The sequence below is a fragment of the Natrialba hulunbeirensis JCM 10989 genome, assembly GCF_000337575.1.
GTDB classification, from domain to species: domain Archaea; phylum Halobacteriota; class Halobacteria; order Halobacteriales; family Natrialbaceae; genus Natrialba; species Natrialba hulunbeirensis.
In genome coordinates this window covers 1-22,605 of the sequence record NZ_AOIM01000015.1, presented here as the reverse complement: position 1 = coordinate 22,605, position 22,605 = coordinate 1, and the positions used below count along the sequence as shown (strand labels likewise).

17 protein-coding genes and 3 pseudogenes are annotated in these 22,605 nt (G+C 62.1%); 14 read left to right on the top strand and 6 right to left on the bottom strand.

Features of this window, described 5'->3' with window-relative positions:
• Positions 1-110: 110 nt before the first annotated feature.
• A complete protein-coding gene (locus C483_RS20370; RefSeq protein ID WP_006652477.1) occupies positions 111-260 on the top strand; it encodes a DUF7557 family protein in 150 nt (49 codons plus the stop codon).
• A 37-nt stretch (positions 261-297) separates the two neighbouring features.
• Here the strand turns inward: C483_RS20370 and C483_RS21225 are convergent.
• Positions 298-988 (bottom strand): annotated as a pseudogene (locus C483_RS21225) (class I SAM-dependent methyltransferase).
• 144 nt (positions 989-1,132) lie between these two features.
• On the opposite strand from C483_RS21225, the gene C483_RS06050 reads away from it, so the two are divergent.
• Positions 1,133-1,882 (top strand): triose-phosphate isomerase, encoded by a 750-nt coding sequence (locus tag C483_RS06050; RefSeq protein WP_006652476.1) that lies wholly within the window; start codon positions 1,133-1,135, stop codon positions 1,880-1,882.
• Positions 1,883-1,931: 49 nt separating this feature from the next.
• Here C483_RS06050 and nrfD read toward each other — a convergent pair whose 3' ends face one another.
• Positions 1,932-3,299 (bottom strand): NrfD/PsrC family molybdoenzyme membrane anchor subunit, encoded by a 1,368-nt coding sequence (gene nrfD / locus C483_RS06045; protein WP_006652475.1) that lies wholly within the window; start codon positions 3,297-3,299, stop codon positions 1,932-1,934.
• A 138-nt stretch (positions 3,300-3,437) separates the two neighbouring features.
• On the opposite strand from nrfD, the gene C483_RS06040 reads away from it, so the two are divergent.
• A complete protein-coding gene (locus C483_RS06040; RefSeq protein WP_006652474.1) occupies positions 3,438-3,848 on the top strand; it encodes a universal stress protein in 411 nt (136 codons plus the stop codon).
• A gap of 59 nt (positions 3,849-3,907) precedes the next feature.
• Here the strand turns inward: C483_RS06040 and C483_RS06035 are convergent, their stop codons facing one another.
• Complete coding sequence (locus C483_RS06035; RefSeq protein WP_006652473.1) at positions 3,908-5,146, bottom strand: NAD(P)/FAD-dependent oxidoreductase; 1,239 nt, start codon at positions 5,144-5,146, stop codon at positions 3,908-3,910.
• 206 nt (positions 5,147-5,352) lie between these two features.
• Here C483_RS06035 and C483_RS06030 point away from each other — a divergent pair, with 206 nt between their 5' ends.
• Positions 5,353-5,997 (top strand): DUF6149 family protein, encoded by a 645-nt coding sequence (locus C483_RS06030; protein ID WP_006652472.1) that lies wholly within the window; start codon positions 5,353-5,355, stop codon positions 5,995-5,997.
• A gap of 17 nt (positions 5,998-6,014) precedes the next feature.
• Here the strand turns inward: C483_RS06030 and C483_RS06025 are convergent, their stop codons facing one another.
• Positions 6,015-7,439 (bottom strand): ABC transporter substrate-binding protein, encoded by a 1,425-nt coding sequence (locus C483_RS06025; RefSeq protein ID WP_083860403.1) that lies wholly within the window; start codon positions 7,437-7,439, stop codon positions 6,015-6,017.
• A 270-nt stretch (positions 7,440-7,709) separates the two neighbouring features.
• Here C483_RS06025 and C483_RS06020 point away from each other — a divergent pair, with 270 nt between their 5' ends.
• The 6 genes and pseudogenes from C483_RS06020 to C483_RS19890 all read left to right on the top strand — a co-directional run bounded on the left by C483_RS06020 (position 7,710) and on the right by C483_RS19890 (position 17,189).
• Positions 7,710-10,940: a methyl-accepting chemotaxis protein gene (locus C483_RS06020; RefSeq protein WP_006652470.1), complete on the top strand. Its 3,231-nt coding sequence runs from the start codon at positions 7,710-7,712 to the stop codon at positions 10,938-10,940.
• A gap of 190 nt (positions 10,941-11,130) precedes the next feature.
• Positions 11,131-14,017: pseudogene (locus C483_RS06015) on the top strand (methyl-accepting chemotaxis protein).
• Between the two features lie 142 nt (positions 14,018-14,159).
• Complete coding sequence (locus C483_RS06010; protein ID WP_006652467.1) at positions 14,160-15,050, top strand: homoserine kinase; 891 nt, start codon at positions 14,160-14,162, stop codon at positions 15,048-15,050.
• A 129-nt stretch (positions 15,051-15,179) separates the two neighbouring features.
• The gene (locus tag C483_RS06005; protein WP_006652466.1) at positions 15,180-15,551 is read left to right on the top strand and encodes a hypothetical protein; all 372 of its coding nucleotides are present in this window, start codon (positions 15,180-15,182) and stop codon (positions 15,549-15,551) included.
• Between the two features lie 218 nt (positions 15,552-15,769).
• Positions 15,770-17,032 (top strand): S8 family peptidase, encoded by a 1,263-nt coding sequence (locus C483_RS06000; protein ID WP_006652465.1) that lies wholly within the window; start codon positions 15,770-15,772, stop codon positions 17,030-17,032.
• Entirely contained in the window at positions 16,971-17,189 is a 219-nt protein-coding gene (locus tag C483_RS19890) for a hypothetical protein (RefSeq protein WP_152419841.1), read from the top strand. Before C483_RS06000 ends, C483_RS19890 begins: the two co-directional genes overlap by 62 nt.
• Before the next feature lie 114 nt (positions 17,190-17,303).
• On the opposite strand, the gene pdxS is transcribed toward C483_RS19890, so the two are convergent.
• Positions 17,304-18,212: a pyridoxal 5'-phosphate synthase lyase subunit PdxS gene (pdxS, locus tag C483_RS05995; protein WP_006652464.1), complete on the bottom strand. Its 909-nt coding sequence runs from the start codon at positions 18,210-18,212 to the stop codon at positions 17,304-17,306.
• 198 nt (positions 18,213-18,410) lie between these two features.
• Between pdxS and C483_RS05990 the strand changes: the two genes are divergently transcribed.
• Positions 18,411-19,124 (top strand): DUF1405 domain-containing protein, encoded by a 714-nt coding sequence (locus C483_RS05990; RefSeq protein ID WP_006652463.1) that lies wholly within the window; start codon positions 18,411-18,413, stop codon positions 19,122-19,124.
• 26 nt (positions 19,125-19,150) lie between these two features.
• On the opposite strand, the gene C483_RS05985 is transcribed toward C483_RS05990, so the two are convergent.
• Complete coding sequence (locus C483_RS05985) at positions 19,151-20,254, bottom strand: hypothetical protein (RefSeq protein WP_006652462.1); 1,104 nt, start codon at positions 20,252-20,254, stop codon at positions 19,151-19,153.
• Between the two features lie 303 nt (positions 20,255-20,557).
• Here C483_RS05985 and C483_RS05980 point away from each other — a divergent pair, with 303 nt between their 5' ends.
• The 3 genes and pseudogenes from C483_RS05980 to C483_RS05970 all read left to right on the top strand — a co-directional run.
• Positions 20,558-21,496, top strand: coding sequence for an ABC transporter ATP-binding protein (locus tag C483_RS05980; RefSeq protein ID WP_006652461.1), 939 nt, complete (start codon positions 20,558-20,560; stop codon positions 21,494-21,496).
• The gene (locus tag C483_RS05975; protein WP_006652460.1) at positions 21,493-22,275 is read left to right on the top strand and encodes an ABC transporter permease subunit; all 783 of its coding nucleotides are present in this window, start codon (positions 21,493-21,495) and stop codon (positions 22,273-22,275) included. Before C483_RS05980 ends, C483_RS05975 begins: the two co-directional genes overlap by 4 nt.
• 10 nt (positions 22,276-22,285) lie before the next feature.
• Positions 22,286-22,605 (top strand): annotated as a pseudogene (locus C483_RS05970) (ABC transporter permease); the annotation flags it as partial.

The following is a 22,605-nucleotide window of genomic DNA, read 5'->3' as shown; positions in this document are numbered from 1 at the left end:
GTCGGGCCGTCTGGTGCCGGCCGCGGTCATCCCCCGCGCTACCGACAGGGCCGTCTGTTGCGCGCCGTACGTCTATGTCACTGGAGTGCGATTCGGTAACACGATTTCACATGAACCATACACTCGAGATCAGTGATGAGCTCAAGAATCGACTTGACGAACACCTAGAGGAGGATCAGTCACACGAGGAACTCATCGAGGAGTTGGTTTCGATGTACGAGACTAGTGGGACGTTCCTGCAGGAGGGGTATTCGGAGTGAACGAGCCGCGTTTACACTCACACACCACCTTTCGCGCTCAGGTGTCGAGCTCCGCGACGAGATACTGCCAGCGCTCGTCCTGATCGGCGAAGCGTTCCGTCGCTCCCCACTCGTCGACGATCGCAAAGCCAGCGTCCCGGAGTTGTTCCCGCGTCGCGTCAGCGCCGGCCATATGCCACTGCATTTCGCTGCCACTGTCGAGCCAGTCCGGGTTCGACCCCTGCCACTCCGAGAGTCCCTCAGAGACGAGGACGCGCCCGCCAGGGCGTAACACGCGAGCGAGTTCATCGAGACACGTCTGGTGTTCCGCGAGCGGCAGATGAACGATCGAGTGGAGCGCGATACCGGCGTCGACGCAGTCGGCACGGATCGGCAGTCGCGTCTATGTCTCCCTGCACGAGCGACGCGGCGGGTACGGTGTCGGTCGCGAACTCGAGTTGCGTTCGTGAGACGTCGATTCCGACGGTGTCATATTGGTACTCGCCTGCAGCCCCGTCCCCGTCCCCGTCCCCATCTCCGTCTTCGCTCCACTCTCCGTCCGCAACCGCCGACAACACCGGGGTCCCCTGGCCACAGCCAACGTCGAGCACTCGACCGCCAGCGGGGAGGGACTCGAGTACCACCGCCAGCGCCGCCCGTTCGGCCTCACGCTCGCCCGCCGCTCGCTCGGCGGCGTACGCCGCCGCGAGCTGGTCGTAGCTCCGTCGAACGACGTGTTTGTCGACCATAGTCGTCCATCCGAACGGGAGCTAATCAATCTTGCCTGCGTGTGACTTCGGTTCCCACAGTCTGTTGTCCCACCTGCCTCGTCCGCAGAGTACGACGCACCAGGGACCACAACTGCGATACACCGCCCCGTCGAATGCGCGGATATGCACGAGCTCGAGTACCCCTTCTTTCTGGTCAACACCAAGACCAGCCCCGAGGTCGTGGGCGACGACCTCCGCGAGTTCGCAGCGACGGTCGAGCGCGTCGCAGCCGACACCGGCCATCGGTTCGCGCTCGCGCCGCAGGTGCCCGATATTCGCCTCGTCGCGTCGGAGACCACGCTTCCGATCGTCGCCCAGACGGCTGTCCGTCACGAAGATGCGAGTATCGGCGACGTGACTTGCGAGGCGGTCGCCGCTGCCGGCGCTGACGGCGTCTTCGTCAATCACCCCGAGAACGAGGACACCCTTGCGGCCGTTGGCCGACTCGTCGAGCGCTGTGACGCACTCGGATTGGAATCGATCGTCTGCGTCCCGGACCACCAGACTGCCGCGGCGGCGCTCGCGTTCGACTCCGCGCCGGACTGCCTGCTGTTCGAACAGCCCGCAGATATCGCCTCCGAGGGTGGCATGGTGCGGTCGAATCCGGATGTACTCGAGTCGTTCGTCGAGTTTGTTGCTGCGGAGGCTCCGGAAACCAGCGTCTTCGTCGGTGGCGGGATTCGAACCGCCGAGGACGTCGAGCGGGCGTTCGACTGTGGCGTCGACGCGACCGGTGCCGCCTCAGCGGCGCTCGAGGCCGCCGAGTCCGTCGATTCAGCCGAGTCCGCCAATTCCACCGATTCCGCTGAGTTCGAGGCGTGGCTTCGAGCAGTTGCAGCGGCGATGCCGTCGGACGGCGACTCGAATACGTGAGGGCGCGGTGAGGAAGGTGGAGACGAGTACGGAAGTCAGCGACACCGCGTTACTCGTCTTCCGACGCCGACTGTCGACTCGTGTGGTCGCTCGTCCGGTCCTCCTGATGGTCCACCTGAAGGTGTTCGATCGCGTGCAACTCGAGTACCGGGACGACTTTCGCGACGAGCAGGAAGAACAGCGAGACCATCCCGATCGTGCCGATGACGGACGCAATTTCGATCAGGCTCGGGAAGTAGTGACCGGGCGTGGCGGCGTAAATCTCGAACGAAGGGTGGTACATTCCCTCGACGACGAACAGAACCTTCTCGAGGAGCGTCGCGGTGAGGACGGCAACACCGCAGACGATTGCACGTCCCCTGGAGAACAGCGAGGGGCGGAGCGTTTGCGCGAAGATGAACGCGAGAACGAGTCCGACGAGCAACATGGCGACGATGTAGATCGGGTCGCCCAGTGTCGCAGACCAGACGACACTGAGGTCGATCGGTGGGGCGAAGCTCCCGGTGGTGACCTGCTGTAACTGGAGCCAGAGGAACAGCAGGCTGAAAAAGCCGAGCCAGAGCAGGAGGCCACGGAAGACATCGTCAGTGATGATGTGGTCCCAGTCGTACGCTCGCCGGAACGCCGCCGAAAGGATGATGACACCGCTGATCGCGGAGGTAAGGGCGATGGTGAGGAACTGCGGGCCCTGAACGGCACCGAACCAGCGTGGCATCGACGGGATCACGGCGAACAGCCACGGAATGACGCCGCCGTGGAGCAACAGCGGTGCCATGATGATGATCGCGAGGGCGATCCACCAGACCATTCGCTGGATGACCGCATCCTCGCGCTCGGAGTAGCCGATCGTAAGGAGGGCGTAAATCGGCCCATATCGGTCCGGAAGGTCGTCCCTGAGCCGGCTGATGTCGTACCGAAGCGTCAGTCCGAGATACGTCGCCGTCAGCACGAAGTAGGCCGTGATAACCGTCACGTCCCATACGAGCGGTGATGCGTGGACGGTGATGTGGTAGTGGCCGATAACGCTCGTCACCATCCGATCCGGCCGCCCGAGGTGGACGACGATGTAGAAGCCGGCCGCAGAGAGCGCGCCGATCGTGAGCAACTCGGCCAGCCGCGCGACTGGCATGTAGCGTTCCATTCCGAGGAGTCGCACTGCAGCCGAGAGGATGATTCCGCCGTGGGCGATGCCAACCCACCAGATGAACGCGCCGATGTAGACGCCCCAGGTGACCCCGCCGCCGGTTCCCCAGTCGCCCAGTCCCGTGACGACCATCCCCTCCGCGAGCTGGTAGGCCCACCCGAGCAAGAAGAGACCGAACGCGAGTGCTGCGACGGCAACCAGAACGTAGTACGCCGTCGATGTCTCTCGAATCGGCCGCAACAGGTCGGCCTTCGACGGGGATTTCGTGCTCATTGTGAATCTGCACCACTGTTCTTCCCCGTCGATACCTTTCGTTTCGAACGTTGGCCTTGCAAGGTCGGCTCCCGCCACTCGCTCCTCACCATGCGTATGATACACAAACTCAAGTGTGATGGGGCCGTAGGGAGACGTATGCACTTGCTCGTCGCCCTCGACGAGTCAGAACCTGGGTGGGCTGCACTCGAGTACGCCCTCGCTGAGCACCCGGACGACGAGCTGACGGTGGTTCACGTGGTGGACCTCTCCGAGAGTGGGTACGGCGAGGTCGGCCATCTGGGGACGGGGACGATGCTCGAGCAGCGACGCGAGCGGGCGACGGAGCTGTTCGAGCGGGCGCGAGACCACAGCGGAGACCACTCCTTCGAGACAGAACTGATCGAGGGGCGACCGGCGCGGGCGATCGTCGACTATGCGCGCGAGCACCCGGTCGACCGGATCGTCATCGGGAGCCACGGGCGGACGGGTGTCTCGCGGGCGTTGTTAGGGAGTGTTGCAGAACGAGTCGCTCGGCGCGCACCGGTACCGGTGACGATCGTTCGGTAGTGTGCGGCTACGTCACAGGATCCGAAACTGGCCGATCAGGCCAGACGTGGACATTGCCGTTACTGTTCCTGTGTGGGTGCGAGCTTGTCAGCGTCGACGGACTGCTCGAGTAGTACCGCTGCCTGGTCGGCAACCTCGCGCTGTTCGCGCATGAGCTGCTTGAGCGTGCTCTGTGGCGAGAGGTCGCCGATGAGGACGCCGCCGACGACCTTGCCGTCCTTGAAGGCAATGCGGCGCCACTCGGTGTCGCTGTAGCGTCGTTCGACGTGCTCGTCACCGATCGTCGGGTGGCCGAACGAGAGGAACGGGAAGTCAAAGTGCGTAATCGAGTACGAGGAGACCCACTCGAAGACCTCGTCCTCGTCGTCTGCAGCCATGTTGACCGCGGCGACGCGACCCTGCTCCTTGGCCGAGCCCCAGGAGCCGTTCTGGGCCTGCTCGCCGAGCAGCACGTCGTAGAAGCGCGTGATGTCCCCAGCCGCGTAGATGTCGTCGACGTTCGTCTGCATGTACTCGTCGACGACGATGCCGTTGTCCATCTCGAGGTCGACACCGCGGAGGAACTCCGTGTTGAACGTTAGGCCGATAGCGACGCCTGCGAAGTCACACTCGTAGCGCTCGCCGTTGGGGTCGACGGCGGCCGTAACCGTTCCCTCGTCGTCCGTCTCGAAGTGGTCGACACCGCTGTCGAAGACCGGTTCGACGCCGACATCGCGCATCCCCTCGTGCATGATCTCCGCGCCGTCTTCCGAGAGCGCGTAGCGCCACCAGCGGTCGCCGCGCATCAGGTACTTGCCGGAGACGCCCTGTGCGCCACAGACCGCGGCGAAGTCGATGCCGAGGAGGCCGGCACCGACGATGACGCCCTTCTCTGCGGCTTCTGCGCTTTCGCGGATTCGGCGGGCGTCCTGGAACGTCCAGAAGTGGTGAATGCCCTCGGCGTCGCTGTGGTCGACTGGCAGCTGGGTCGGCGTGCCACCGGTTGCGACGAGCAGCTTGTCGTAGGAGATTTCCTCGCCTTCGTGGGTGTGGATAACGTTCTCGTCGGCGTCGATCGACGAGACGTGCGTGTTGAGCGAAAGCTCGATATCGCGTTCGTCGTACCACTCCTCGTCGTGGATCGAGATCGGCGCTTCGGGAAGTTTGCCTTTCGCGTGCTCTTTGATGAGAATACGATTATACAGTGGCTCCCCCTCATCGGTGATGACGGTGATCGTCGACTCCGGGTCTTCCTCCCGGAGGGTCTCGGCGGCCGAACTACCCGAGATCCCGTCTCCGATGATGACGTACTCTGTCATATCCCGACCGTTCGTAATGCGGGTTAAAGTGGATTGCTATCTCAGTCATTTTTCCCTTCGATCTCGAATTCCTGAACGTTCTTCACCGATTCGCTACTAAACATGAACATTGCTAACATAGTGTTCGGGAACAGACACGGTCCGCATCCGCAGCGGGCACAGCGGCCCCGAACGCCTCTTTAGGGTCGCACCACTATGGGTCACGTATGAAACTCCGTCAGAACGCGCGCCACTTCGCATCGCGAACGGCACTCGAGACGCCCGTCGTTCGGTCGGTCGCCAAATCGGGGCTCGTCAGACTGCACACCCGCGTCTTTTTGAAGAAAGCTGCCCCCGAGCACGCCGACGAGCGCGAGGCCCACCTCGACGACCTCTTTGAGGCGACAGTCGACACGTACCTGCGGGCGCTCAACGACGGCTACTCGGAGGCCGAAGCCCGCGAAATTACGCACATTCAGGCCAATTTCGACTTCTACAACCACGGCTGGACGGAGATGATGGAGTTTCCGACGGACGAGGTCGAGGCTCACTACGATCGCTACCGGGAGTTCTTCGAGCGCTGGGATATCACGATCGACGAGCCACTCGGCCAGTTCAAACCACCGGAAGGGCTGACTAAAGCGCCCTCGACGCCCGAGAAACTCGAGGACCCCGAACACCCACATGCGGAGGGCGGATTCGCGGACGACGTCTACGTCGAAACGGAGTCTGGCGAACTCGTCGTTGGCGGACAGGAAGAACCGGAAGACGTCGATGTCTCACAGGCGGTCGGCGTGAGTGGGGAGACGGTTGCCGACGCCGATGACAGTAACGGTGAGTCTGGATCCAGCGGTGACGGGAGCCGCGATTAGCGGCTAAGGGCTAGGAACTAGGGACTCGGGGACTGGAGCCACGCTGGCGACTGATACTGGCTCGTCGCCTCTTCTTCCGGCCAGATAATCTCCTGTACGCCCGTTCCGTCGTCGTCTTCTTGCCACTGGAAGTACAGCGGGTCGCTCGCCTCGTAGGCGAGGTCGTGGGCGAACTCGTGGGTCGGATCGTAGAACTCGACCGGACCCGACGCACCCGAGAACTGAATGGACTCGAGTTCGGGAACCACGTCGTCGGCGTCGAATGTTCCGGCGGCTTCGACAGCTTCGGCGTAGACGAGAACTGCGTCGTAGGTTCCGTAGCCGGTGTACACCGGGCTCTCGCCGTCGAATCGGTCCTGGTAGGTCGAGACGAATTCCTGGGTTAGCTCGCCGGTGGTGCTCTGGGCCGTCGCGTTGATCTGGCTGAACCCGTATTGGCAGGCACCGTCGGTCTGCTCGTAGTAGGAGGGCAACTGCATCGGGACGTGCGTGCCGCCAAACGCGAACGGCTGTGGCTGGGGTTGCTGTTCGGGTCGGTTCGGATAGGCCCAGTCGAGGGTGGCCTCGTTGCCCGTGTGTGCCGCCGTGATGAGCACGGCGTCTGCGCCCTCCGCTGCCGCCTCGCTGTAGAGGTCGGTGAAGTCGTCCGTCGCGGGCGGATAGCGTTCCTCCATGACGACGTCAAGGTCGAGGTCGTCGAGTCGATCCTGTGTCGCCTCCCAGATGCCCTCGGACCACTGGTAGTCCTCCGCGAGCGCGGCGATCGACTCCCAGCCGATCTCGTCGGCCATATCGTCGAGGAAGTCAATTTTGGCCCGTCCGAGGTCGAATTCGTTGATGACGCCCACCCGGAAGTGGTACTTGTACTCGTCGTACTGCTCGTTGACGAGTCGTGTCGCGTGTGCGGCTGCTGCACCCGTCGTCAGGTGAATCGTCTCCTGTTCGGCGATGTCGTCCATGATGTTGACGAGCGCGGGGCTGTCGAAGACGCCCGTCGTGGCGACTGCGCCGTCTTCCAGAATGAGTTGCTGGTACTGTCGACGGGCCTCAGACGCGCTCGCGTTCGTATCCCGAACACTGAGTTCGACCTCGTGGCCGTTAATCCCGCCGTTTTCGTTGAGTTCCTCGACAGCGACCTGTGCCGCCTGTGCCATCGACCGACCGATGAAGTCGCTGTCCGGATTTGGTGCGAGAACGCCGATCGTGACGGTGTCGTCGTCCTCGTTGGACGTTGCGCTCTCGACGAGCGTCTCGTAGCTGTCCGTACAGCCGGCGAGCGAGGCCGTTGCGGTCGTCGCAGCGGTTGCCTGCAAAAATCGACGACGGCGGAGCGACCGAGCCCCACTCTTGTCGCCGTCCGCCTGCCCCTGCTGTGTCGCTGTCTCCCTGTGTTCCCCACTGACTGGTGACGAAGTCGACCGGTCCCCGGTAGAGTCAGTCATACTGGAATGTCCTTTCGACCTAGATTTCTTAACGGTTCCGGAGGTGAACAGGTGACACACCCGTGGCTCCCGCGGAGTTGATAGGACTGTTTCCTGAAACTAACAGTGTAGTAACAACGTATGTATGAGGGTTACAACCGTCCGTAGTGTGCTCCGATATCGCCGACGTGTTCAGCAAACACTGGTAATTACTGCATTTCTGGCCGATTATCGGAACTGATACTCTCAAATGACAATTTATGTGGGAACGATCACACGCGTTGCATATCGATGGATCTCCGACGAGTAGTACCTGCAGCGATCCGACGCCGGTACGCGGTCAAGTTCGGTATCGCGTTACTGGTGCTCGGACTTTCGGTGGGGCTGATCGGGTTCGTGGCAACCGCTGGTATCACACACGAGGTCGAAGAGCGCGTCCAGGCCGATCAGACATCCTTCGCCGGACAGGAAGCACAGGGACTCCAGATGTGGAACGAACAGAACGAACAGACAATCGCGACGTTCGCACACTCGGACGTCGTCGCGAGTGACGAGCCAGCCGCGATCGAACAACGGTTGCTCGACTGGGAAGAACACCTCGACGCCGATATCTTCTCGATCAGCTACGCCGACACCGACGAGGGTGCAATCGTCGCAAGCACCGACAGCGATGTCCGCGGCGCGTCGACGGACGAACTCGAGTCCGTTCCTGAAACTGCCTTCGACGAGGCGACGGCTGAAGTCCCCTGGGTTTCTGAACCGTACGTTCTCGACGGCGAACTTGGCGAGGATGCCGCGGTCATCACGTACGTACTGACCGTTCCCGGGCAGGACGACAGAGCAATCGTCTACACGGCCGAACTCGAGGCCTACGGCGGCCAGTTCCAGGACGGTGAACAGGTCGCGACCGTCGTCGTCGACGACAACGACGAGGTCGTTCTCGACAACGCCGGCTACGGCGACGACTACGCGGCACTCGGCGAAGCCTACGGCGGCGACGACACCCTCCTCGACACCGCGCGAACGGAGGGTGCGAGCACGTGGGAGGTGTCGGGCAACGGCGCGAGCGTTCTCGACACCTACGACTTCGACACTGACGAGTACGTCGTCAGTTCGGCCCGCGTCTACGGCACTGACTGGGTCGTCCTGACGCACGAACCGACCGATCAGGCCTACGGCTTCGTCAACACGGTCAACGACTGGGGATACATCGCAACGATCGTCGGCGTCCTCATGATCGGGATGGTCGGAGCGGTGCTCGGCCGGAACACGGCCGTTTCGATCGATCGCCTGACGGACAAGGCCGGTCAGATGGAAGACGGTGACCTCGACGTCGACCTCGAAACCAAGCGCATCGACAACATCGGCCGGCTCTACGACGGCTTCAACTCCATGCGCGCCGCACTCCGCGAGCAGATCGACGAGGCCGAAACCGCCCGCAAAGAGGCCGAACGCGAGCGCGAACGCATCGCCGAGATCAACGACGAACTCGAGCGGACCGCCGACGAGTACAGCGACGTAATGGAGGCCGCTGCCGACGGTGACCTTACCGCTCGAATCGAGGGTGGCACCGACAACGAGGCGATGGCCGACATCGCGACGGACTTCAACGTCATGCTCGAGGAGATCGAGCAAACCGTCGCGGAACTGAGTCAGTTCGCAACGGACGTTGCAACGGCCTCCGAACAGGTGACCGCTTCGAGCGAGGAGGTCCGCTCGGCTTCCCAGCAGGTCACCGAGTCGATTCAGGAGATTTCCGACGGCGCAGAGCGACAGAATCAGTCGCTCCAATCGGTCAACCAGGAAATGAGCGCGCTCTCGACCACGACGGAGGAGATTGCCGCCTCCTCAAACGAGGTCGCGGACATCGCCGAACAGACGGTGTCGACCGGCCAGACCGGTCAGGAGGCTGCTCGTGGTGCAATGGCGGCAATGGACGAGATCGAAACCGAGGCCGGCGATGCAGTCGACGAGATCGAACGCCTCGAGGAGGAAGTCCAGCAGATCGACCAACTGATCGCAACGATTTCGGAAATTGCCCGACAGACCAATATGCTGGCGCTGAACGCCAACATCGAAGCCTCCCGTTCCGCCAGCGGCGAGGACGAAGAAGGGTTCTCCGTCGTCGCGAAGGAGGTCAAGGCGCTCTCCGAAGACGTTGCCGAAGCCGCCGACGAAGCCGAGGACCGACTCGAGTCCATCCGCGAACGAACGGAACANAAGGAGGTCAAGGCGCTCTCCGAAGACGTTGCCGAAGCCGCCGACGAAGCCGAGGACCGACTCGAGTCCATCCGCGAACGAACGGAACAATCGGCCGCGGAAGTGCAGGGGACGAGTTCGGATATTGTCGACGCTGGCGAGCGCGTCCAGGAGGCAGTCGAGGCATTAGAGGAGATTGCGGAACTCGCCCGTGAGACGAACGTCGGCGTCCAGGAGATTTCGGCGGCGACGGAACAGCAGGCGGCCTCGACCCAGGAGGTCGTCGCGATGGTCGACGACGCGGCGACGGTTTCCGAGGAGACGACGACCGAAGCGGAGAACGTCGCAGCGGCGGCCGAAGAGCAGACGACGGCACTGACGGAGGTCACAAACTCGGCGTCGAACCTCTCCCAGCAGTCCGGCCAGCTTTCAGCGGCGCTCGACCGGTTCAAGACCGATGTCGAGGAGGCCGAACTCGATCCGGACGTGGATCTCGAGGGCGAACAGACGACACTCGATCTCGGCGATGACGTGGATGCTGTGAGTGATGACACAGATGCGGACGGGGATGTAGACGTGGACGGTGGCGTAGACGCGGATACGGACCCAGACACCGGCATCACGTTCGACGAGGAGACAGCGTTCGAATCCGTCGACGAGTCGACTACGACGGATGACCTGCTCGATCCAGTCGACTCCGAGACAGAGCGCAGTGAACCTGCCGAGCAGTCAGATCTGCTCGCCGATCCTGTCGAGGAATCTGACCTGCTTGCCGAAGGTACTGAGCAGTCTGATTCACTTGCCGAAGATACCGAACAGTCTGACTCGCTTCCCGAAGATACCGAAGATACCGAACAATCCGACCCGCTTGCTCCAGACGCCGACGACTCTGATCCACTCGCACTCGATCAAAATACGGCGTCGACAGCGTTCGACTCGCCGTTGGAGTCACTCGAGTCGGATACCGACTCGGGGACTCACTCCGACGACGCTGGCACACCACCCGAACCTGCCGACGACAGCGCTCTCGACGAACCGGACTCGAGTACCCGCGCTGATCCGCTCGGGCCGGTCGACGGTGCAGATGAGGATGCGGAGTCCGCGGCTGCCATCGGTTCGGAGGCGGACAACGAGTGGGGTACCAAGAGCGAGTTGGGCGACACTGACGGCGAGGACGAAGCCGAGAGCGCGCACGGAGCTGACGAGGTCGCCTTGGATGAAGACGAAGACGAGGACGGGGACGACGAGCGCGACGGCGACGGCGAAGACGGGGCTCACACCGACGACGTGTTCACGTTCGGAAACACGCCAGACGAGGAGTAACGCGTTCGCTGGACGGTCGGTAGCATCGATTTGTGTGTTCGATTGAACGGCTGTGTATGTCGCACAAATTATACGAAGTGGGCAATTCGTTCCAGCCGATTATTTTGTTCAATCCACGCGACTGGTGTAGTATCCACTGATAATCACGTTTAACGATAAGAATTAAGTACATTGCTTATCGTTAGCACCTATGGTGTGGAAGGGACGGCGTCTCATACCGTCGTTCATCAGACGAAGTTTCGCAGTGAAGTTTGGTATCGTCTTCCTCGTCCTCGGGCTCTCGATCGGAGGCCTCGGATTGGTTTCGACGACGTTACTCACGGAAAACGTCGAGGCTACGTCGCTCGATGAGCGAGAGGATGCAGCGTACCAGGAAGGAGTCGCACTCGAGGAGTGGCTCACACAGAACGAGAATCAGGTTGCCACGACGGCTGATGCGCCGGTAACTGAGAGCGGTGACGTGGCGGCGATCGACTCCTATCTCGAGAGCGTCTACTACGATCTCTCTGAAGCGCGTATCAACGCGCTCTATGTCGACACGGAGTCCGGTGAGGTTCTCACCGGTATCGGTAGCGATGCCGAGACGGTGGAGGAACTCGAGTTCCCTGATACGGACGAACTCAACGAGGACCTCTCGACGAACCTCGTCCAGCGCACGGAGCCGTACGCGACGCCGGACCAGACCGGGCTTGCGACCGACGAGCAGGCGGTTGTCTCCTACTACATCGGCGTCGATGGCGGCGACGGAGCGTTGATCTTTAGCTTTGATCTCGCCGAGCGCTCGACGGGGATGGTCTCTGCGGCTGACTCGGGAACGGTTCTCACTGTTGTCGACGAACAGGGACAGATCGTCGGCGACGACGCCTATCTCGGCGGCAACATGGGTGAAGAGGAACAGACGTTCCTCATGGAGTACGAGGATGCAAACGGCGTTCTCGAGGCGAGCCAGGAGGACGCACGCGGCTCGATCCGCGTCGACAGTCCGCCAGGCGAGACACTCCAGAGCGAGCCGTACAACTTCGATCCAGAGGGGTACGTCGCCGGCTACTACACGACTGGTGACGGGTGGACCGTCCTCGTTCACACGGATGAAGCGGACGCGCTCGGCTTTGCCAACAGCGCAACCCAGTTCGGCCTGCTGATCACCTTCGCCGGGGTTGCACTCATTGGTCTCTTCGGGACGATTCTCGGCCGGAACACCGCCCGATCGCTGAGTGATCTCTCCGACCGTGCGGTGGCGATTAGAGACGGCGAGTACGATACGACCGTCGAATCTACACGTATCGACGAAATCGGCGTTCTCTACGACTCGTTCGATGACATGCGCGGTTCGCTCGTTGAAACGATCGACGAAGCTGAAACTGCGCGTGAGGAGGCCGAACACGAACGCGAACGCATCGCCGAGATCAACGACGAACTCGAGCGAACGGCTGATGCGTACAGCGACGTAATGGAGGCCGCCGCCGACGGTGACCTTACCGCTCGAATGGACACCGAGACCGACAACGAGGCGATGGCCGATATCGCGACGGACTTCAACGTCATGCTCGAGGAGATCGAGCAAACCGTCGCGGAACTGAGCCAGTTCGCAACGGACGTCGCAACGGCCTCCGAACAGGTAACCGCCTCGAGCGAGGAGGTTCGCTCGGCCTCTCAGCAGGTCACCGAATCGGTTCAGGAAATCTCCGACGGCGCAGAGCGACAGAATCAGTCGCTGCAGTCGGTCAACCAGGAGATGAGCGCGCTCTCGACCACGACCGAAGAGATCGCTGCGTCCTCGAATCAGGTCGCAGATATCGCCGAGCGAACGGTCACAACCGGCCAGGACGGGCAGGAAGCTGCCCAGGACGCGATCGCTGCGATGGACGAGATCGAAGCCGAGGCCGGCGGTGCGGTCGACGAAATCGAACGCCTCGAGGAAGAGGTCCAACAGATCGACCAGTTGATTGCGACGATTTCGGAAATTGCCCGGCAGACCAACATGCTGGCGCTGAACGCCAATATCGAAGCCTCCCGCTCCGCCAGCGGCGAGGACGAAGAAGGGTTCTCCGTCGTCGCAAAGGAGGTCAAGGCGCTCTCCGAAGACGTTGCCGAAGCCGCCGACGAAGCCGAGGACCGACTCGAGTCCATCCGCGAACGAACGGAACANCGTTGCCGAAGCCGCCGACGAAGCCGAGGACCGACTCGAGTCCATCCGCGAACGAACGGAACAATCGGCCGCGGAAGTGCAGGGGACGAGTTCGGATATCGTCGACGCCGGGCAGCAGGTGCAAGAAGCAGTGGATGCGCTGGAGGAGATTGCGGAACTCGCCCGCGAGACGAACGTCGGCGTCCAGGAGATTTCGGCGGCGACGGAACAGCAGGCGGCCTCGACCCAGGAAGTCGTCGCGATGGTCGACGACGCAGCGACGGTCTCCGAGGAGACGACGAGCGAAGCGGAGAACGTCGCGGCAGCCGCCGAAGAGCAGACGACGGCGCTGACGGAGGTCACGAACTCGGCGTCGAACCTCTCCCAGCAGTCCGGCCAGCTTTCGGCAGCCCTCGACCGGTTTGACACCGACGTCGAGGAGGCCGAACTCGATCCGGACGTCGATCTCGAGGCCGGACGGTCGGCACTCGATCTCGGCGACGGCGTGGCCACCGACACGGATGCGGACACCGACGCGGATGCCGGCATCACGTTCGACGAGGAGACAGCGTTCGAGTCCGCCGACGAATCGACCGCAGCGGACAGTCGCGATGCAGCCACGGTCGAGGACCAGCCAGATCCACTCGCCGTCGAGGCGGGCGGTGACGAGGGTGCCGACGGCGAGATCGAACTGGACTCGAGTTCGAGCACTGGCGGCGATCCGCTCGGCCCTGTCAGTGGGTCGGAGAGAGCGGATGTGGGTGCCGAGGGTGTCGAAGGCGATGGCGATGATGATGGTGACGATGGCGATGCCGACACCGGCTCGGACCGTTCCGAGGACGAGGTCAAGAGCGAGAACGAGAACGAGACCGCGGACGTCGAGGCTGAAGACGGCAATGACGAGGCCGAGGACGTCTTCACGTTCGACAACACATCGGACGACGAGTGACGAGTAACGAATAACGTCCTGGCCAACCGAGTAGCGCGTTCAGCGGACACGCGTCACAACGGCCAGAACCGTTGCAACCACCGGAGCCAGTCGACGACCGCGCTCCGCTACCTTTTTGCCTGCTGTGTCGCAATGATTCGCCATGCTCACCGTGCGGGCTCCAGCGACGAGCGCAAACCTGGGGAGCGGCTTCGACGTCTTCGGCGTCGCGCTCGGCGCACCCGCCGACATCGTCCGGGTGTCACGTGCCACCGAAACGACGATCACCGTGACCGGAACTGGCAGCGAGTACATTCCCGAAGATCCAGCGAAGAACACCGTCGGTGCCGTCGCGGAAGCACTCGACGCACCCGCACACATCGAGATCGACAAAGGCGTCCGGCCGTCCTCCGGCCTTGGGTCCTCGGCTGCCAGCGCAGCGGGCGCTGCCGTCGCCCTCAACGAACTCTACGACCGCGGTCTCTCTCGAAAGGAACTCGTTCCCATCGCCGCCGAGGGCGAAGCGATCGTCTCCGGCACGGCTCACGCCGACAACGTCGCCCCGTCGCTGCTCGGCGGCTTCGTCATCGTCACCGACGACGGGATCACGCAGGTCGATGCGTCGCTCCCCGTCGTCGTCTGCCTGCCCGAGACAACCGTCTCGACACGCGACGCACGCGGCGTCGTCCCCGAGCAGGCCCGACTCGGCGATGTCGTCGACACCGTCGGCCACGCCGCCACCCTCACCGTCGGCATGACGCGCAACGATCCCGAACTCGTCGGTCGCGGCATGGCAGACGAAATCGTTACCCCCGAGCGCAGCGCCCTGATCGACGGCTACGACACCGTCCGCGAGGCCGCACTCGAGTCCGGTGCGACTGGCGTCACCGTCAGCGGTGCCGGCCCTGCCATCCTCGCGATTTGCCGGACCGAGTCGGACCGCGGCGCGGTCGCCGGCGCGATGCTCGATGCGTTCGACGACGCAGGAATCGAGAGTCGTGCCTACCAGACGGCGATCGGCGAGGGAACGCACGTCTATGGCGACCGTTCCTGATCGGCGTGTGGTGTTCTCCGATTGGCTCGTTGCTCGTCCGGATTGACCTGTAACGGTTCCAACACCACTATACAACTCTACAGCGATACCGCTATCCCCTCTGTACTGCATACCGCCACAGACACAGCAATGGGTACTCGAGTCGACGCCGCGCTTGCCGTGCTCACCCTCGCGATTGGTGCCGTCCTTGCGCTGGCAACTGACACGTCGCTCTCGCCGCTGTTGTTCGCCGGCGGCGGCATGCTCACGGTCGGCTTTGAGTTACTCGCGGCTCGCGATCCGGCGCACGTTCGCCAGTACTGGGAGCACTGGTCGGTCCAGTTCGGGGCGCTCGTACTCACAATGCTGCTCGCAGTTGGTGGGACATGGCTCGCTCCGGTCGTGGTCCTCTCGCTTGGCTGTGGTGCGCTCGTCACCTACTGTACGCTGCTCCTAGCCTGGTGTATGGGGCTCTTGCCGCCACTTCAGGCCTGGTGGAAGACCGGCGGCGAGAATCGCTGAGTGGACTGCTACTCGCTGCTGGCCGCTGTTTGTGGAGTATTTACCGTTTATCGTGGCGAAACCTTCACGTACGCCAACCTATCGTCTCGATACGCGGCGCTCGATTCTGTCAGCACGTTAGATTCGAAGTGAGTGTTGTACTCGAGTAGTTCAGGTTTCGGATACTGATTGGTAGACGGGATTATACAATTTACGTCGATATTCTGGGTGCGACTGTCATGTCGGATGAAATGACGCACAACGGTACCGGTCGACGGAACGTGCTCAAAGCGGTCAGCGGTGCGGGAATCGCTCTGGGCGGGCTCGCGAGCGTATCGAGCGTACAGGCTGACTCGGGCGATGAGCCGAGTCGGTTCAACGTCGGATACGCGACCGAGATGGGAGAAACGCAAACCAAGGACGCGGCGGACAACGTGATCCACGCGATTCACTCCGTGAACACCCTCACTGTCGAGTCGACACTCGAGGAGATGGAGGCACTCGCGGAGTCCGGTCATATCGATTTCGTTGCGGTGGACCAGACCTACTACGCCGGCTCGGATACGAACGATGATACCGACAACGGGAGTGGACAGGTCGTTCCCTGGGGTGTCGAACGAATCGGTGCCCGGAAAGCCAGCGCCGCGGGCAAGCGCGGAAAGGGTGCGAACGTTGCAGTGATCAACACTGGAATCGACCCGACCCATCCGGATCTCGCCGGGAATATCGGCGACGGTATCGCGTACAACCGCGCGGTTGGCTATCCCGAGATCAACTGGGTTGACGACAACGGCCACGGCACGCACGTTGCCGGAACGATCGCTGCAGCCGACAACGACTTCGGCGTCGTCGGTGTTGCACCGAAGTCGACGCTCCACGCCGTGAAGGTACTGAACCAGGACGGTGTCGGCTACGCCTCCGACGTTGCAATGGGGATCATCTGGTCTGCGATCAAGGGCTGTGATGTCGCCAACATGAGTCTGAGCGGGCCGTACTCGCCGCTCGTCCAGCGGGCGATTCAGTTCGCACACAAGCGTGGCCTTCTGATGGTCTCCTCGGCCGGCAACGGCGGCGAGGAGGTCTCCTATCCGGCATCCGCAAAAGAAGTCGTCGCAGTGAGTGCGACGACGCCGGACGATGGCTTCGCGGAGTTCTCGAACTACGGCCCCGAGATCGAACTGGCTGCACCGGGTGTCGAGATCCTCTCAACGCTCCCAAGTGGCGAGTACGGTGTTGCAACCGGGACATCGTTCGCAACGCCGCACGTAACCGGAACGGCAGCGCTGCTGATGGCGAAGGGCTACTCCGCGAAGGAAGCCCGCTACGTCATGACCGATACGGCGACCGACCTCGGGCTCCCATCGAAAAAGCAGGGNCGTAACCGGAACGGCAGCGCTGCTGATGGCGAAGGGCTACTCCGCGAAGGAAGCCCGCTACGTCATGACCGATACGGCGACCGACCTCGGGCTCCCATCGAAAAAGCAGGGTGCCGGGCTGGTTAACGCTGGAGCAGTGGCCAAAATCAAGAAGAAGCCGACGAAGAAGGGGAAGAAAGACGCTCACAAGAAGGGCAAAGATCACGGAAAGGGCAAGGCAGCCGAGGAAGCAGGAGCGAAAGACGACAAGAAGGACGAGAAGGACAAAGCAAAGACGAAGTAACGTGACGAACTGTCGGAACTGACTGCCCGCGTCGTCTGCAACGAGACTCGTCGCGTTCCGTCGTTCGCCGTTCGACCTCCCGCAACCCACTGCCGAGTTCGAGGGGTGTTCTTTTTAGACGCCGCGGTCCTGGAGTTTCTCTTCCTCGGGGAGATCGACGTTCGCGTCGCCTTTCATCCCCTTGCCGAGGTTCTTCGAAATCTCTGCGAGTTCGTCCGGCTCGTCCCAGTTGTTCACAGCCTCGACAATTGCCTCGCCCATCACTGGCGGGTTCTCTGCGCCGAAGATACCGCTGCCCACGAAGATGCCGTCACACTCGTGGTGCATCATGAGCGCCGCGTCTGCGGGCGTCGCGATACCGCCAGCGGCGAAGTTGACGACCGGGAGACGCCCCATCTCGGCCGTTTCGTGAACGAGTTCCGCAGGTGCTTCGATCTCGCGGGCGTAGGCCTCGCGTTCCTCGTGCTTCATTCCCTCCAGTTGGCGGATCTCCCCTTTGATCGTCCGCTGGTGGTGGACAGCCTGGTTCACGTCGCCGGTGCCGGCTTCGCCCTTCGTCCGGATCATCGCCGCTCCCTCCTCGATCCGGCGAAGCGCTTCACCGAGGTTGCGCGCACCACAGACGAACGGAGCCGTAAAGTCGCGCTTATCGATGTGGTAGGCGTCGTCTGCGGGAGTGAGCACCTCCGACTCGTCGATCATGTCAACGCCGACGGACTCGAGTATCTGTGCTTCTTTCGTGTGTCCGATTCGGGCCTTCCCCATCACCGGGATCGACACTTCGTTGACGATTTCCTCGACGTCTGCTGGATCTGCCATCCGGGCGACGCCGCCGCGTTTGCGGATGTCTGCTGGCACTGCTTCTAGTGCCATGACGGCGACTGCACCCGCGTCTTCGGCGATACGGGCCTGTTCGGGGTTGACGACGTCCATGATGACGCCGCCCTTTTGCATCTGTGCGAAGCCGCGCTTGATGAGATCGGTCCCACGTCGAAGTTCCTCGAGATCTGTGGTCTCTGCCATAGTGTGGCGTTTTCACCCATGGCACTTACGCGTATCTGTTGCGGACGAGCCGTTAGTTATAACTCGTTTATAAGAATGGTCTACTTTCAACCACAGTTCTCCTATCCACACCATTATTTGGACATGGTTCGGAAAATCCGCCGCTGACGTTAACCGCTACTGTTTTGCGGATTCATCCCATCGAACCGGACAGAATCGATGTCAACGTCGACCAGGCCGCAGATTCGCGATCGCGACCACGACCGGTTGCCGCGATACCTCGCGCCAGTCCCGCGGCTACTCGAGAACCTCGGACTCAGATTCGCCTGGCTCGTCGTGGCGATCAACCTCCTCGGGACGGTCTTTGGCTTCTGGTACTACTCGGGACAGTTCGCCCAGACGCCGGCCGTGATGTGGCCCTGGGTGCCGGACAGTCCGATGGCGACGCTGTTCATCGCACTGGCTATCGCCGCCTGGAAACTGGGCTACGAGCTGCCGTGGCTAACCGCACTCGCGTTCTTCGGGAACGTCATCCTCGGGCTCTGGACGCCGTACACCCTGCTCGCGTTCTACGACTCCTACTCGTATCTCCATCCGCTGATGTTCCAGTTCCTCTTCTGGAGCCACCTCGGGATGGTCGTCCAGGCGCTCGTCCTCTACCGGATCACTGACTTTCCCGTCTGGGGTGTCGCAGTCGCGCTCGGCTGGTATACGAGCAACCTACTCGTCGACTACTTCATCCCAATCGTCGGCGACCCTCATCACACCGCGATTCCCGTCGCGCGAGACGAACCAATGTTCCTGCAGGCCGATGCACTCGGGGTCATCGCCGCCGGCGAGGTGACGTTCACGCTGCTCGCGCTGTTTCTCGCGCTCGCGATTCGGGCGAAACAGTGCGAGGCTGCACTCGAACAACAGCACGCGACAGCCTGACCAGTCCCTCGTTATTCTTGCTCCGGTCACTCCTCGAGTTCCCGTGTTCGAACACGGTAGTACTCTCCCTGGTACTCGTAGAGTCCGTCTGAACCACGCCCGAAGACCGGATACGTCGCGTCGTACTCCTCGAGACGAACCGCGGAGACGTCGTGTTCGTCCGCGAGCGCGATCGCATCCCAGAGCTGTTCGAACCGAAGCAGTTGCTCCGTAATGACGTGCTGGGGATCTGCATTGCCCTCGTCGCTCGGTTCGTCGACCACCTCGAGTTCGAACGCGGCGAGACGATGATACTCGTCGTCGGAGTCACCACGGGTGGAGTGTGCGACAAGTGTGTCACTATCTTCGTCAGCACTGTCGCCATCATCATCGCCGGCGTCGTTGCTGTCACCGTCGATATCGTCACCCGACTCGAGTTCGACCTCCTCGATCGCGTCCGTCGACTCGAGTGTGAGGTCAGCGGACTCGAGTTCGAACGTCGTCGCGAACGCCAGGATTTCGTCGTCACGGCTGTCTTCGAACCAGCCGCGAGCGCGGAAAGCGTACGTCCCTGATCCGACGCCGACGAGCGTCAGTTCCTCCGTTCCGCCGCCCGACGCGATTCGGTCGCTGTCCAGTATACCGTCGTTATCGGGGGTGACAGTCCAGGTATGTTGCTCGCTGGGTTCGACGTACATCAGCGGATCGGGATGTCCGAGCGGCGCAACCCGGTACCACTCGCCGTCGACGTACTTGTCGACGCGCCAGTTGTAGAAGTTCGTCGCCAGGGTCTCGTCCGAATCGTTCGTGAGGGTGAACTCGACCGTTGTTCCCTCCTCGACGGTCCGAGCCGACGGCTCGAGGTACGTGGGTTCGGTTTCGGGGTCGATGGCGTCGTAGCAGACGACACGGTCGACTGAATCGCCGTAGTCGGGACAGGGTGGGTGCTGGGCGGTTTCGGTTCCGTTCCTGTCTTCGTCTCCGCTCGCGTTCTCGTCTCCGTCTCCATCTTCGCCCTCGCTGCCGTTCCCATCTGGCTCGTCCGAGCCGTTCTCTGCCGTTGCCTCCGGGTTGCTGTCCAGACAGCCGACAACGGCCCCGAAGCCTGCCGCACTGAGTCCGAGCAGGTGGCGTCGATCGAGTTTGTCCATGCAGTCACTGACGCAATTCGATAACAAAACAGTACGGCTAACTGAAACGATCGTTTGACCACTATCTCAGCAGTTGTTGCTCCCTCACTAGTGGCCGCTACGCGACTACGCGACGACTGACGACGGCAACCGACACGGCGTTCTAACGGGGACAGACGGCACGGCCTGTTTCCCACTCAGTTCCGTTGGGAAGGTGAACAGTCGTAGCAGGGGAGACAGGAGTTTATGCCCGGTGACGATGTCGAGTCGCGTAGCATAGCACGTCGCGGCATCCGACCACGTCACACCCCGAGAGGACAACTCATGTCTGGCCAGACTGCGGCACGCGAGGCTGAACCCACTGCCGACACAGCCACAATCAGGCTAGACGGTCTCACCAAGCAATACGGCGACGTCATGGCCAACGACGCGGTCAGCTTCGCCGTCGAACCCGGCGAGATATTCGGCTACCTCGGACCGAACGGCGCAGGGAAGACGACGACGATCCGGCTCCTCCTCGGCCTGCTCAAGCCGACTTCCGGCACTGCAACGGTGCTCGGTGCAGATATTCGCGACCGACGAGCCCTTACCCGAGCCAAAGCCAACGTCGGCTATCTCCCTGACACGCTCGGGTTCGAAGAACGGCTAACTGGCCGCCAGGTACTCGAGTACTTCGCCCGACTGCGGGGTGACGAGCGACGGGACGAACTGCTGGAGCTGTTTCGGCCGCCGCTCGACAAACCGGTCGAAACCTACTCGCACGGGAATCGCCGGATGCTCGGCATCGTCCAGGCGTTCATGCACGATCCAGATCTCGTGATCATGGACGAACCAACGTCGGGCCTGGATCCGCTCAAGCAGGATCGGTTGCACCGCTTTCTCGAGGACGAACGCGACGCTGGAACGACCATCTTCTTCTCCTCACACGTTCTCAGCGAAGTCCAGCGCGTCTGTGACCGCGTCGGGATCATCCGCGACGGCGAGCTAGTTGCACTCGAGACCATCGAGGAGTTACTCGAGCGAGGCGGGAAGGACGTCCGAGTGCAACTCGCGGGACCAGTCGATCCGGACCAGTTCGTCACGACGGAGATGATCGACGTCGAACTCGTCGACCGAACGGCTCGATTTACCTATACGGGAGAGTCGATCGAGCTACTCGAGCACCTCGTGCAGTACGACGTGACGGACGTCGATATCGGCGATCCACAGCTGGACGAGGTGTTCAAACACTACTACGGGACTGACTCCCAGGAGATCGGATGACCGCAATCTTGCGCACCGAGTCCGGGCGGCTGCTGCGCGGAACGCTGACGCTGACCGGCCTGCTCGTCGTTCTGTCGGCGTTCTTTCTCGTCGTCTTCCCGAGTATCCAGGAGGAGGCAGCGCTGTTCGAAGAGGTGTACCCAGAGTACATACTGGCCCTGCTCGGAGTCGAAGAGCTCCACACGATCGAGGGCTTTCTCGGCGGGTACATCTTCCCGTTCGTCTGGGTGCTCCTCGCTGGAATCTACTTCGCGTACGTCAGCGCCGGCATGATCTCGAGAGACGTTCGAACGCGACGCATGGATCTCACCCTCTCGAGTGCCGTCTCTCGCGAATCGGTCGTTCTCCAGAAGATCGGGGCGCTGTGGGTTCCACTGGTCGCGCTGTCGCTCGCCTTGCTCGGCACGCTCCTGCTCGGCGTGTCCCTTCTCGGGGAGTCGGTCAATCCAATCGCGCTCGCGATGGTCCACCTGCTCGGCGTCCCGTACCTGCTCGTCTGTGCCGGAATCGGTCTCGTCTTCTCCGTCGTCCTCGACCGGGTTGAAACCGCCCAGGCCGCCGCGTTGGGGCTGGTGTTCGTTCTCTGGCTCGTCGACGGCCTCGCCCAGCTGAACCCCGATTTCGAGTGGGTCGGTACCGTGACGCCGAGTCGGTACTACGATCCGACGGCAATCCTCGTCCACGAGGAGTACGCCCTCCTCGACGCCGGACTCCTCCTCGCGGTCTTTCTTGTCCTGGTGGGGCTCGCGACTGCCTATTTCGTCCGGAGGGATCTCTGAGGAGTCGACCATGACGGCCATCCTCCGCATCGAATCCAGAAAGCGGGTTCGTGGGTCAGCTATTCTGCTTGCCGTCTTCGCGGTGTTATCGGCGCTCTACTTCTCGATGTTCCCGGGCGTTCAGGAGGAGATGGACGTCTTCGAAGAGGCGTTCCCCGGGTTCATGTTCGAGCTATTTGGAATCGAACAACTACACACCATCGAGGGCTTCATCGCGGCGGAGATCTACTCGTTCTTCTGGATTCTGTTCGTCGGCATCTACTTCGCGTACGTCAGCGCCGGCCTGATCGCGGGCGATATTCAGGACCTGTCTCTTATACACATCTCTGA